Origin of the sequence: Streptococcus sp. 27098_8_148, from assembly GCF_041432105.1 — a bacterium.
In the GTDB taxonomy this organism is placed as follows: Bacteria; Bacillota; Bacilli; order Lactobacillales; family Streptococcaceae; genus Streptococcus; species Streptococcus parasanguinis_AE.
This window is the reverse complement of the sequence record NZ_JAPVYY010000010.1, coordinates 21,119-34,185: the sequence shown is the minus strand read 5'-3', so window position 1 is coordinate 34,185 and position 13,067 is coordinate 21,119. Positions and strand designations below refer to the sequence as shown.

Here is a 13,067-nt window from a genome sequence, read left to right as displayed (position 1 = left end):
GTACGGTATGTGGTGCTAGCACATCCGTTATATTAGATCTAATAGGAGGAAACACAGAAATGGCTAAAGTATGTTATTTCACAGGTCGTAAGACTGTATCAGGTAACAACCGTTCACACGCTATGAACCAAACAAAACGTGCCGTAAAACCAAACCTTCAAAAAGTAACTGTCCTTATCGATGGTAAACCTAAAAAAGTTTGGGCTTCAGCTCGTGCATTGAAATCTGGTAAAGTAGAACGCGTTTAATAAAGAAAGAAGGCTGGGCATAAAGTGTCCAGCCTTCGCTTTTTGATAGGAATAGTAGTATGACGCAGTGGTTGATTGGAACTACTCATGTTTGAAACATTCGTACTTCCTAATCAACTGTGCGGGGGTGGGAATACGAACTCTTTTGAACGAATCGGAGTTCTTTCCCACTCCCTTTTCTTTTTCTCTAGAGACAGCTGTCACAGCGGGTGAAGAATAGTCCCTACCCTTTTACAGTTGACCTCTTTTATGGTAAAATAGAATATAAAATACTTTTGAGGTAGAAATTATGACAGTAAAAATCAATACAAAGGACGGTCAAATTGAATTGACTGATGAGGTTATCGCAACTGTTGTAGGCGGTGCCGCTACTGAGATCTTCGGTGTGGTTGGAATGGCCAGCAAAAATGCGATCAAAGATAATTTCCAAGCCCTCCTAGGGAAAGAAAACTTCTCTAAAGGTGTTGTTGTCAAAACAACGGAAGCAGGAACTATCGCAGTTGATGTTTACACTGTTTTGAGCTATGGAACAAAGATTAGCGAAGTCTCAAAAAATATTCAAGAACGTGTGAAATTTAGTTTGGAAAATCAACTTGGAATCACTACGGATACTGTGAATGTCTATATTCAAAATATCAAGATTGTGGGAGAATAATCGTGGCTAATATTACTACAAGTTTATTTCAAGAAATGGTTCAAGCGGGGGCTACGCGCTTAAATAAACAAGCGGAATATGTAAACTCTTTGAACGTCTTTCCTGTACCAGATGGAGATACAGGGACTAATATGGGAATGACCATCGAAAATGGGGCCAAAGAAGTATCTGACCGTTCTGCATCAACTGTTGGAGAAGCAGCAGGAATCTTTGCTAAAGGTCTCTTGATGGGTGCGCGTGGGAACTCAGGAGTTATCACTTCTCAATTGTTCCGCGGATTTTCTCAAAGTGTCAAAGACAAAGAAGAATTGGATGGAGCAGCGCTTGCAGCAGCCTTCCAATCTGGGGTAGAAGTTGCTTATAAAGCCGTTATGAAGCCAGTTGAAGGGACTATTTTGACGGTTTCTCGTGGAGCAGCCATTGGGGCCAAGAAAAAAGCAGAATCTACTAATGATGCAGTAGAAGTCATGCGTGCAGCTCTTGAAGGAGCTAAAACAGCTCTTGCGAAGACTCCAGATATGTTGCCAGTCTTGAAAGAAGTTGGCGTGGTAGACTCTGGTGGTCAAGGTTTGGTCTTCATCTATGAAGGATTCTTGTCAGCTTTGACAGGTGAATTCATCGCTTCTGAAGAGTTCCAAGCAACACCTGCAACCATGTCAGAAATGATTAATGCAGAACACCACAAGTCAGTCGCTGGCCATGTGGCTACTGAAGACATCAAGTTTGGTTACTGTACAGAAATCATGGTCGCTTTGAAACAAGGTCCAACCTATGTCAAAGACTTCGATTATGATGAATTCCGTAACTATTTGAACAACCTTGGGGATTCCCTATTGGTGGTGAATGACGATGAGATTGTCAAAGTTCACGTCCATACAGAAGATCCAGGTCTTGTCATGCAAGAAGGTCTTAAGTACGGAAGCTTGGTCAAGGTGAAAGTCGACAATATGCGTAACCAACACGAAGCGCAAGTTGAAAAAGAAGAACGTCAAGCCAAACCAGTTGAAGAAAAAGAATATGCCATCATCGCAGTAGTTGCTGGTGAGGGATTGGCTGATATCTTTAAAGCGCAAGGAGTTGATTACATCATCTCTGGTGGTCAAACCATGAACCCATCAACAGAAGACTTTGTCAAAGCGGTTGAAGAGTTGAATGCGCGCAACATCATTATCTTGCCAAACAACAAAAATATCTTGATGGCGGCTCAATCTGCAGCAGAAGTGATTGATCAACCTGCAGCAGTTGTTGAGACCAAGACTATCCCTCAAGGATTGACTAGTCTTCTTGCCTTTGATGAAAGCAAATCGATCGAAGAAAACTACGAACGCATGAGCGCTTCATTGGGTGATGTTGCGTCTGGTAGTGTGACAACAGCGGTTCGCGATACCACTATTGATGGGCTTGAAATCCATGAAAATGATAATCTTGGAATGGTCGATGGCAAAATCGTTGTTTCAAATCCAGATATGATGGAAACCTTGGAAGAAACATTCGCTCATATGTTGGATGAAGACAGTGAAATTGTGACCATCTATGTCGGTGAAGACGGCAGTGAGGAGTTGGCAAATGAATTGGCCCAAGCCCTTGCTGAAAAATACGAAGATGTAGAAGTAGAAATCCACCAAGGTGGCCAACCTGTCTACCCATACTTGTTTAGTGTAGAATAATTGAACAGAAGGTTCCTTTCGGAACCTTTTTTTGTATATAGAAAAACGAGGAGATTCCCTATGAAATCAGCGTGATTCAGAGGGATTGAGACTGAAGTGAACCCTCCACTGAGGCTTTATTCGTGAGAAAAAGGGGTTTCTGCAAAAAGTCTCAAATTCATCAGTTTTTTATTCAAATTGAAGAGCTTGAAAAGAGGGGGAAATGGTTTGAGCAGTGGAGTTTTTAGACAAGAAAGACGCGATATGTTATACTGGTATCAGTATGTGAAAGGAGAGTTATAAAAATGAAGAAATTTTTTGTAACCCTTGGGCTAGCCATTTTGGTATTGACTGGTTGTTCGCAATCCCAAACAAAGAAAACTACAACCGCTAGCTCATCTAGCAGTTCCTCTGTTAAAAAAGAAGTAAAAAATGAAGAAAAAACCACAACCTTAGTAGGAGATATCAATGGAACAAAACACCGGGATATCATCAAGTCTAAGGGAGATAAGGTTGAAAACCTTCGCATCGAAGTGACGGCCAATCTGCCCCAACAACTTGGGACCATCGCAGCAGAAAAGTCACCTGAAGAGCTCACAGCAGCCATTCAAGCTTTGCTGGAGCAAAATGAAGACTATAAGAAACTAAAAACCGTTCCCGGTTTTAGTTTGGAATACACAGTCACACCAGAAAAGAAATTGCTCTCAACCAGTGTGATTGACATCAACCAAATTGATGCCAAGTCTCTAGAAGAAATTTCTTACTTCAAAGATGCTGGTCTCAATGATTTGAAAAACATGAAGGCGGATGCCTTGGTGAAGGCCTTGAAATTGCATGGCATGAAAGAAGAAGGCCAGTAAGAAGAATAGAAAAAGTCGAGTGGAGTCACTTGGCTTTTTTTAGTGACTTTTGTCATGTGAGCCAGTGACAAAATCATCTAGTTGCCTCTTCTTCCTTTTCATATAATAAAGTCAGAAAGTAAGAGGTAAGGAAAAATGAAACAATGGTTCTATAAAGTGTTTACGTTAACAGTGGTGGGGATGGTCGTCTATTTGATCTTTTCAAAGGATGATAGTCTCTATTACCATTTTCCTTGGGAATTATTTGCTGGGATTGGCATCATGAGCTGGGCGGTTCAAGAAGGATTGAAAATGATCAAGGCTGTTAAAAAGGAGATGGAGCAATGAAAAAGAAACTTGAAATTGGATTGGTAGCTGTTTTGTGTTTGCTCCTTTGGGCAACTGAGATGATGACGGGCTGGTTTTCTGCCCATTTTCCTAGCTGGTTTTTCCAAACGGTTTGGGGAGTGACCTTGGTCGTCTATGTCATCATTCCAGCTGGCCAGATTTGGTTGAAAGGAGAGTCTCATGAGTGTCATTAGAGTAGAGAACTTGAACAAAAGTATCAAAGGAAAGGTGATCCTAGAAGATCTTTCTTTCACAGTGGAACGGGGGGATTGCCTGGCCTTGATTGGGCCAAACGGAGCTGGGAAAACAACCTTGATGAACTGTCTGCTGGGAGATATGAAGGCGACTTCTGGAACTATTGAAGTAGAGGGAAAAGCTCCTGGTCATCCTCAGTTAAAGGCTAGTGTCTCTTATCTCCCTCAAGAGAATGCCATCGTGCAAAAGCTAACCGTGCAGGAACTGATCAACTTCTTTCGCTCTATTTATCCCAACCCCTTAACATGGGAAGAAATTGATGATCTATTGCGATTCAGTCTGGAACAAAAGAAGCAATTGGCTAGTAAGTTGTCTGGTGGTCAAAAGCGCCTCTTATCCTTTGTTCTAACCTTGATTGGTTGTCCGAGTCTTTTGTTTTTGGACGAGCCCACTGCGGGAATGGATACGTCCACCCGCCAACGCTTTTGGGAGATCGTCGGGCATTTAAAGGAAGAAGGTGTGACCATTGTCTATTCTTCGCATTACATCGAGGAAGTAGAGCACACGGCTGATCGAATTTTGGTCTTGCATCAGGGGCATTTGCTTCGGGATACGACGCCTCTCGCTATGAGAAGCGAAGAAGTTGAAAAACATTTCACCCTGCCTTTGCGTTACCAAGCTCTAGTGGCAGAGATGGAAGGTGTTAGTGAAGTAATCATTAAACCCGATGCTCTTCAGATTGTGACACGTGATGCCAATAGTTTGTGGACTCGCTTGCAAGAAGAAGGATGTTCGATCCAAGAAATCGAAGTAAGCAATCGAAGTTTATTGGATTCTATTTTTGAAAATACAAAGGAAGTAGGTAGAGAAGATGAAACGCATGAAAGCTCTCGGCGTGGTTGAGTGGCATTTGACCAGTCGCCAAGCTATTTATTACTTGTTATCAATTGGGATGCCCACGGCCTTTTATCTCTTCTTTTCAGGGATGTACCAGGAAACACCAGGAGCACCTGCTCACTTTATGAGGGATTATCTCCTTTCTATGACGGCATTTTCTATGATGTCTACGGCTATCTTTTCTTTTCCAACCGTTCTTGAAACCGATCGACTCAATAATTGGCAAAAAGTCTTGCGCCATACCCCCGTATCTATGGTAGAATATTATCTAATAAAGGTTGTGGGTCTCTTTGTCGATTTTCTCCTATCGATTGGAGTTGTCTTTACCGTGGGCCATGTGGTGCGGCATGTGAATATGCCCCTACAGGATTGGGTCTTAGCAGCCTTTATTCTCATCCTAGGAAGTCTAGCGTTTGTGGCTCTCGGTCTGGTTTTGACCCTGCTTCCTTCCAGTCAATTGATGTCTGTTGTGGGCAATCTCCTTTACATGGGGCTGGCTGTCATGGGTGGACTATGGATGCCGATTAGTCTCTTTCCGGAATGGATGCAAGCCATTGGCAAATGCCTTCCAACCTATCAATTGATGGAACTGATTAAGACCTTTTTAAACAAGGGACAGGTCAATGTCTTTGCGAGTGTCTATTTAACCTTGTTTACCCTGGTCTTGTTTGCCCTTGTTATCGTTTATCGTCGTCATTCTGAGGTTCGTTCATGATTGAAAAACTCAAACATATTCACCATATGTTTTACGTAGGCTTAATCTTTATGGCCTTTCCCTTTGCTTCTATTTTCTTAGGGCAGATTCCCTGGTGGCATTTCTTTTTAGCCATCTTCTTTATGATAAGCTATCTAGGTATCCTCATTACTGAAAATAAGAAACTGACCTGGCTTTTTTGGATTTATCTTCTGCTGTATATTGCAGGAAATACCTTTTTTGTTGGAACTAGCTTTTGTTGGTTTTACTATTATGTGAGCAATATTTTGATCTATCGTTTTGGGATTCGCGATTTTCGCTCGCCCTTTCTTTGGACGGCTGTTGGATCACTACTGATCCTTTTTGGAGCTCTATTATTTAATAGGGAGATGAGAGAAAATGATTGGCTTTTTGTCCTGATCGTCTCTTTGTTTATCGCGGTTATGACCTTTAGTATGGTTCGGATGGAGATGATGGAAGAGTTGAAAGTTGACCATGCCAAGCAAAACGCCCAGATCAATCTCTTGCTGGCAGAAAACGAGCGCCATCGGATTGGCCGTGATCTGCATGACAGTCTAGGACACACCTTTGCCATGCTCAGTGTCAAGGCGGACCTAGCTGATCAATTTTTGGCATTGGGTCAGGTTGAGAAGGCCCAGGAGCAGGTGCAAGAGATTCAAGCCATCAGTCAAGAGTCCATGCACCAAGTCCGTGAGATTGTGGAGAATTTGAAGCAGCGAACCCTGGCAAGAGAGCTAGAAACCGTCAAGCAAATGCTGGAAGTAGCTCAAATCAAAGTGGAGATTCAGAACGAGCTTGATACAGCCAGCATCTCGCCGATCCTAGAATCTGCTCTAGCCATGGTGTCTCTGGAATTAGCCACCAATATGATCAAACATGCCAAAGCGACGCAGGCTCTTCTCTCTTATCGCTCCACAGATATAGGTGTAGAAATGATCGCAGAAGATGATGGGATCGGCTTTGCCAAAGTTTCCGATAAGGATCTGCACTCGATCCGCGAACGGATTGCCTTGTTGGGAGGGGAGCTGGAGATCAGTCATCAATACAAGCCGACCCGCATAGAAATACGGATCCCCTATCAAGAAAGGAAATAAGATGCGCTTATTAGTTGCTGAAGACCAAAGTATGTTGCGCGATGCCCTCTGTCAGCTCTTGCTCCTACAAGAGGATGTGGAAGATGTCTTGCAGGCTGGCGATGGGCAAGAGGCCATTCGTTTACTCGAAACACATCCAGTCGATATTGCGATTTTAGATATCGAAATGCCCATCAAAACTGGGTTAGAAGTGTTGGAATGGGCTAAAAGTCAACAACCCCAGCTCAAGGTCGTCATCGTTACCACCTTTAAGCGACCGGGCTATTTTGAGCGGGCCCTCAAGGCTGGAGTTGATGCCTATGTCTTAAAAGAACGTCGCATTACGGATTTGATGGCCACTCTGCATACCGTTTTAGCAGGACAAAAAGAATATTCGCCTGAATTAATGGAAGGGATTTTGACCCATCCCAATCCTCTGAGTCCTCAAGAAAAGGCAGTTTTAAAAGAAGTCGCAAAAGGGGCCTCTAACCAAGAAATTGCTGATCGTTTATTCCTCTCAAACGGGACCATCCGCAATTATATGTCAGCCATTCTGACCAAGTTGGATGCGGAAAACCGGACCGAGGCGGCAAAAATTGCCCAAGAAAAGGGTTGGTTATAAGGAAAAAAAGTTTCTAGGATTTCCTAGAGACTTTTTTCTGATAGACCTAGCATTTTTAGAAAAACTCTCATTCTTCGGATTTGGATAGAAAATTCAGAAAATTTACTATTTTTCCTTGAAATATTTTCTAAAAATGGTATGATAGTAGCATGCTAATTTGATATACAAAGTACTGGAAAGGAGAGACATGGAGAAAATTACCTTAGAAACTGCAAAAACCGGTTCAGAGCTCGTTCTTGAAACCCTGCGTGATTTGGGCATTGACACGATTTTTGGTTATCCTGGTGGAGCAGTTTTGCCTTTATACGATGCCATCTATAGCTTTGAGGGTATCCAGCATATCTTGGGTCGTCATGAACAAGGATGCTTGCATGAGGCTGAAGGCTACGCCAAATCAACTGGAAAGCTGGGTGTCGCAGTCGTCACTAGTGGACCGGGGGCTACCAATGCCATTACAGGGATTGCAGATGCCATGAGCGATAGCGTTCCCTTACTAGTCTTCACTGGTCAAGTCAATCGTGCTGGGATCGGGAAAGACGCCTTTCAAGAAGCGGATATCGTGGGAATTACCATGCCCATCACCAAGTACAACTATCAAGTACGTGAGACGGCAGATATTCCACGAATTATCACAGAAGCTGTCCATATTGCGACGACTGGCCGCCCTGGCCCTGTGGTAATTGACCTTCCAAAGGATGTGTCTGCTTTAGAGACAGATTTTATCTATGAACCAAGTGTGAAGCTTCCAAGCTACCAGCCTACCATTGAACCTAATGAATTGCAGATCAAAAAGATTTTGAAGCAATTGAGTAAGGCTAAAAAACCAGTTCTACTTGCTGGTGGTGGGGTAAGTTACGCTGGAGCTGCAAAAGAGTTGATTGCTCTAGCAGAGCGCTATCAGATTCCAGTAGTGACCAGTCTGTTAGGTCAAGGAACGATTGCGACCAGTCATCCTCTTTTCCTAGGGATGGGAGGGATGCACGGATCCTTCGCGGCTAATATCGCCATGACAGAGACGGATTTCATGATCAGTGTTGGTTGTCGATTTGATGACCGTTTGACAGGGAATCCAAAGACTTTCGCTAAAAATGCTAAGGTTGCCCATATCGACATTGATCCTGCAGAGATTGGTAAGATCATTGCTGTCGACATTCCTGTGGTTGGCGATGCAAAGAAAGCCTTGCAGCAGTTGCTAGCAGAACCAACGGTTCATAACAACACAGAAAAATGGATCGAAAAGGTGACCCAAGATAAGAACCGGGTTCGTTCATACGACAAGAAAGAACGGGTTGTGCAGCCACAAGCTGTGATTGAACGCATCGGAGAGTTGACCAAGGGGGACGCTATTGTCGTCACAGACGTTGGACAACACCAAATGTGGGCAGCTCAATACTATCCTTACCAAAATGAGCGCCAATTGGTAACATCTGGTGGTCTAGGAACGATGGGATTCGGTGTTCCTGCAGCTATCGGAGCGAAAATTGCCAATCCAGATAAAGAAGTTGTTCTCTTTGTCGGAGATGGTGGTTTCCAAATGACCAACCAAGAATTGGCGATCTTAAATATTTATAAGGTTCCGATCAAGGTCGTTATGCTCAACAACCACTCGCTTGGGATGGTCCGTCAATGGCAAGAAGCCTTCTATGATGGTCGGACGTCAGAGTCAGTCTTTGATAGCCTTCCGGATTTCCAATTGATGGCGCAAGCTTACGGGATCAAGAATTATAAATTTGATAATCCTGAAACTCTTGAGAAGGATTTGGAAGTCATCACAGAAGATGTACCAATGTTCATCGAAGTAGACATTTCTCGGAAAGAGCATGTCTTGCCGATGGTACCAGCTGGTAAGAGTAATCATGAGATGTTGGGGGTGAAGTTTAATGCGTAGAATGTTAACAGCCAAACTTCAAAACCGATCAGGTGTTCTGAACCGCTTTACTGGAGTCTTGTCGAGACGTCAAGTCAATATCGAAAGTATCTCTGTTGGCGCAACAGAAAACCCTAATGTATCGCGGATTACCATTATCATTGATGTTGCTTCGCATGATGAAGTAGAGCAAATCATCAAACAGCTCAACCGCCAGATTGATGTGATTCGCATTCGTGATATCACTGACAAACCACACTTGGAGCGCGAAGTGATCCTGGTGAAAGTTTCTGCACCAGCTGAGAAGCGGGCAGAAATATTGGCCATTATCCAACCTTTCCGTGCGACCGTGGTCGATGTAGCTCCAAGCTCTATCACCGTTCAAATGACGGGAAATGCAGAAAAGAGCGAAGCCCTCATTCGTGTTATTCGACCTTATGGGATTAAAAACATTGCCCGCACCGGTGCAACCGGATTTACTCGAGATTAATTCTCACCTTAACATTGTCAACTCCGCCTTAAAAAGGCAAATAATAAAATAGAAAAGAGATTTTACTTATGGCAGTTCAAATGGAATACGAAAAAGACGTTAAAGTTGCAGCATTAAACGGTAAGAAAATTGCTGTGATCGGTTATGGTTCACAAGGACATGCGCATGCACAAAACTTGCGTGACTCAGGTCATGATGTCATCATCGGTGTACGTCCAGGTAAATCATTCGATAAAGCAAAAGAAGATGGTTTTGATACCTATACAGTAGCAGAAGCGACTAAATTGGCAGACGTGATCATGATTTTGGCTCCGGATGAAATCCAACAAGAATTGTACGAAACAGAAATTGCGCCAAATCTTGAAGCGGGTAATGCTGTTGGTTTTGCACACGGATTCAATATCCACTTTGAATTCATCAAAGTTCCAGCGGATGTCGATGTCTTTATGTGTGCACCGAAAGGACCAGGTCACTTGGTTCGTCGTACTTATACTGAAGGATTTGGTGTACCAGCACTTTACGCAGTCTATCAAGATGCTACAGGTAATGCGAAAGATATCGCTATGGACTGGTGTAAAGGTGTTGGTGCGGCACGCGTTGGTCTTCTTGAAACAACCTACAAAGAAGAAACGGAAGAAGATTTGTTCGGAGAACAAGCTGTACTTTGTGGTGGTTTGACTGCCCTTATCGAAGCTGGTTTTGAAGTATTGACTGAAGCCGGTTATGCTCCAGAATTGGCATACTTTGAAGTTCTTCACGAAATGAAATTGATTGTGGACTTGATCTACGAAGGTGGCTTCAAGAAAATGCGTCAATCAATCTCTAACACTGCTGAATACGGTGACTATGTATCAGGCCCACGTGTAATCACTGAACAAGTGAAAGAAAATATGAAAGCTGTTCTTTCTGATATTCAAAATGGTAACTTCGCTAACGACTTTGTTAACGACTACAAAGCTGGACGTCCAAAATTAACTGCTTACCGTGAACAAGCTGCTAACCTTGAAATTGAAAAAGTTGGTGCTGAATTGCGTAAAGCGATGCCGTTCGTTGGTCAAAACGACGATGACGCCTTCAAAATCTACAACTAATTGTCTGTAGAAGACTAAGCAAGTTGGGACACCCTGGCTTGCTTTTTTGATCAATACACAGCAACAGAGGTATGAAATGATAACAGCAAAAGATGTGGCCAAGGCCCATAAAATATTAAGTGGAGTCGTTGTCAATACGCCCCTTGAATACGACCACTATTTATCTGAAAAATATGGGGCAAAGATTTATTTGAAAAAAGAAAACGCCCAACGTGTTCGTTCGTTCAAGATTCGTGGAGCGTATTTTGCAATTTCTCAACTCTCAAAAGAAGAGCGTGAGCGTGGGGTAGTGTGTGCATCTGCGGGAAACCACGCGCAAGGAGTTGCTTATACTTGTAATGAAATGAAGATTCCAGCGACCATCTTCATGCCGATTACAACACCGCAACAAAAGATCGGCCAAGTCCGATTCTTTGGTGGGGACTATGTAACGATTAAGTTGGTCGGGGATACCTTTGATGCATCAGCGAAGGCGGCCCAAGAATTTACTCTTGCAGAAAAACGGACCTTTATTGACCCGTTTGATGATCCACACGTACAGGCTGGCCAAGGAACAGTAGCCTATGAAATTCTTGAGGAAGCTCGAAAAGAATCGATTGCCTTTGATGCTGTCCTCGTTCCTGTTGGTGGAGGAGGCCTCATTTCAGGTGTTTCTACCTATATCAAAGAAACGGAGCCTCAGATTGAGGTTATTGGGGTAGAGGCTGAAGGAGCACGCTCCATGAAGGCTGCTTTTGAAGCAGGTGGTCCCGTCAAATTACCAGAAATCGATAAGTTTGCAGATGGGATTGCCGTGCAAAAGGTGGGCCAATTGACTTATGAAGTAACCCGCCAGCATGTGGAAACTCTTGTTGGAGTCGATGAAGGCTTGATTTCAGAGACCTTGATTGATCTTTATTCTAAACAAGGGATCGTAGCTGAACCAGCGGGAGCTGCCAGTGTGGCATCCCTTGAAATCTTGCGCGAATACATCAAGGGGAAAACCATTTGTTGTATTATCTCAGGTGGGAATAATGATATTAACCGTATGCCTGAAATGGAAGAGAGGGCTTTGATCTACGATGGGGTCAAACACTACTTTATCGTCAACTTCCCACAACGTCCAGGGGCCCTTCGAGAATTTGTAAATGATATCTTAGGGCCAAACGATGATATTACACGTTTTGAATACATCAAGCGTGCTAGTAAGGGAACAGGCCCTGTCTTGATTGGGGTTACTTTGGCCAATAAACATGACTATGCAGGCTTGGTTAACCGTATCGAGCGTTTTGATCCGTCTTTCATTAACTTGAACGGCAATGAAACTCTCTATAATATGCTGGTCTGAGTATCATGCAGAAATAATCGACTATTTAAGCAATATATTTTTATGGAATATATTGCTTTTTTATGAAGACTTGTGATATGATATGCGTAAATTAAAAGGAGGAACTTTTTATGCCTGGATTTATTATCTTTGTTTTATTCTTGCTCCTAGTTGCAGGAGTCATTGTGATCAGCTCACTATATGTGGTGAAACAACAGTCCGTTGCCATCATCGAGCGATTCGGACGTTATCAAAAAATTAGCGACAGTGGTATTCATATGAGAGCGCCTTTTGGCATCGATAAAATTGCAGCACGTGTTCAATTGCGCGTCTTGCAGAGTGAGATCGTGGTTGAAACAAAAACTCAGGATAACGTGTTCGTTACCATGAATGTGGCGACGCAATACCGAGTGAACGAAAGCAACGTAAAGGATGCCTACTACAAACTCATGCGTCCAGAATCACAGATTAAATCATACATTGAAGATGCTCTTCGTTCTTCTGTGCCTAAGTTGACCTTGGATGAATTATTTGAGAAAAAAGATGAAATCGCCCTTGAAGTTCAAAAACAAGTAGCAGAAGAAATGTCAACTTATGGATATATTATTGTTAAAACCTTGATCACCAAAGTTGAGCCAGATGCCGAAGTGAAACAATCCATGAACGAGATCAATGCGGCGCAAAGAAAACGCGTGGCAGCTCAGGAATTGGCAGAAGCAGACAAGATCAAGATCGTTACTGCTGCCGAAGCAGAGGCGGAAAAAGACCGTTTGCACGGGGTTGGTATTGCCGAGCAACGGAAGGCCATTGTCGATGGATTGGCAGACTCTATTAAAGAGTTAAAAGGTGCGAATGTAGATTTGACCGAAGAACAAATCATGTCTATTCTCTTAACCAACCAATACTTGGATACCTTAAATAATTTTGCAGATAAAGAAGGGAATAATACGATTTTCCTACCAGCAAACCCAGATGGCGTCGAAAACATTCGTACACAAATATTATCAGCCTTGAAAGCAAAGTAAACTTTTTTTCATTTTTTAAAAAAGGTTCGTATTTTCAGCGATTTTAGTTG

At 43.0% G+C, this 13,067-nt stretch carries 15 protein-coding genes; all 15 read left to right on the top strand.

Going from position 1 to position 13,067, the window contains the following annotated elements; translation table 11 throughout:
• The first annotated feature begins 59 nt into the window (after positions 1-59).
• The 15 genes from rpmB to O3646_RS08510 all read left to right on the top strand — a co-directional run bounded on the left by rpmB (position 60) and on the right by O3646_RS08510 (position 13,017).
• A complete protein-coding gene (gene rpmB, locus O3646_RS08580; RefSeq protein ID WP_001140948.1) occupies positions 60-248 on the top strand; it encodes a 50S ribosomal protein L28 in 189 nt (62 codons plus the stop codon).
• Between the two features lie 289 nt (positions 249-537).
• Positions 538-903, top strand: a complete 366-nt coding sequence (locus O3646_RS08575; protein ID WP_003004393.1) for an Asp23/Gls24 family envelope stress response protein — start codon at positions 538-540, stop codon at positions 901-903.
• A 2-nt stretch (positions 904-905) separates the two neighbouring features.
• The gene (locus O3646_RS08570) at positions 906-2,570 is read left to right on the top strand and encodes a DAK2 domain-containing protein (RefSeq protein ID WP_049483528.1); all 1,665 of its coding nucleotides are present in this window, start codon (positions 906-908) and stop codon (positions 2,568-2,570) included.
• A gap of 284 nt (positions 2,571-2,854) precedes the next feature.
• Entirely contained in the window at positions 2,855-3,409 is a 555-nt protein-coding gene (locus tag O3646_RS08565) for an SP0191 family lipoprotein (RefSeq protein WP_371610781.1), read from the top strand.
• Positions 3,410-3,544: 135 nt separating this feature from the next.
• Positions 3,545-3,736: a hypothetical protein gene (locus O3646_RS08560; protein ID WP_014712940.1), complete on the top strand. Its 192-nt coding sequence runs from the start codon at positions 3,545-3,547 to the stop codon at positions 3,734-3,736.
• A complete protein-coding gene (locus tag O3646_RS08555) occupies positions 3,733-3,930 on the top strand; it encodes a hypothetical protein (protein ID WP_031576466.1) in 198 nt (65 codons plus the stop codon). Before O3646_RS08560 ends, O3646_RS08555 begins: the two co-directional genes overlap by 4 nt.
• On the top strand, positions 3,917-4,834 hold the full coding sequence (locus tag O3646_RS08550; protein WP_371610780.1) for an ABC transporter ATP-binding protein: 918 nt from the start codon (positions 3,917-3,919) through the stop codon (positions 4,832-4,834). Before O3646_RS08555 ends, O3646_RS08550 begins: the two co-directional genes overlap by 14 nt.
• Positions 4,803-5,543 carry an ABC transporter permease gene (locus O3646_RS08545; protein WP_049483531.1) on the top strand — a complete coding sequence of 247 codons (741 nt, stop codon included), beginning with the start codon at positions 4,803-4,805 and terminating at the stop codon, positions 5,541-5,543. The genes O3646_RS08550 and O3646_RS08545 overlap by 32 nt, the downstream gene beginning before the upstream one ends.
• Positions 5,540-6,637: a sensor histidine kinase gene (locus O3646_RS08540; protein ID WP_227197698.1), complete on the top strand. Its 1,098-nt coding sequence runs from the start codon at positions 5,540-5,542 to the stop codon at positions 6,635-6,637. The genes O3646_RS08545 and O3646_RS08540 overlap by 4 nt, the downstream gene beginning before the upstream one ends.
• 1 nt (position 6,638) lies before the next feature.
• Positions 6,639-7,238, top strand: coding sequence for a response regulator transcription factor (locus tag O3646_RS08535; RefSeq protein ID WP_118095852.1), 600 nt, complete (start codon positions 6,639-6,641; stop codon positions 7,236-7,238).
• Between the two features lie 187 nt (positions 7,239-7,425).
• Positions 7,426-9,126, top strand: coding sequence for an acetolactate synthase large subunit (locus O3646_RS08530; protein ID WP_003004603.1), 1,701 nt, complete (start codon positions 7,426-7,428; stop codon positions 9,124-9,126).
• Positions 9,119-9,595 carry an acetolactate synthase small subunit gene (gene ilvN / locus O3646_RS08525; protein ID WP_023919316.1) on the top strand — a complete coding sequence of 159 codons (477 nt, stop codon included), beginning with the start codon at positions 9,119-9,121 and terminating at the stop codon, positions 9,593-9,595. The genes O3646_RS08530 and ilvN overlap by 8 nt, the downstream gene beginning before the upstream one ends.
• A gap of 68 nt (positions 9,596-9,663) precedes the next feature.
• Positions 9,664-10,686 carry a ketol-acid reductoisomerase gene (gene ilvC / locus O3646_RS08520; protein ID WP_129824524.1) on the top strand — a complete coding sequence of 341 codons (1,023 nt, stop codon included), beginning with the start codon at positions 9,664-9,666 and terminating at the stop codon, positions 10,684-10,686.
• A gap of 76 nt (positions 10,687-10,762) precedes the next feature.
• Entirely contained in the window at positions 10,763-12,013 is a 1,251-nt protein-coding gene (gene ilvA, locus O3646_RS08515; protein ID WP_129824525.1) for a threonine ammonia-lyase IlvA, read from the top strand.
• Positions 12,014-12,123: 110 nt separating this feature from the next.
• The gene (locus O3646_RS08510; RefSeq protein WP_003004210.1) at positions 12,124-13,017 is read left to right on the top strand and encodes an SPFH domain-containing protein; all 894 of its coding nucleotides are present in this window, start codon (positions 12,124-12,126) and stop codon (positions 13,015-13,017) included.
• The last annotated feature ends 50 nt before the right edge of the window (positions 13,018-13,067 follow it).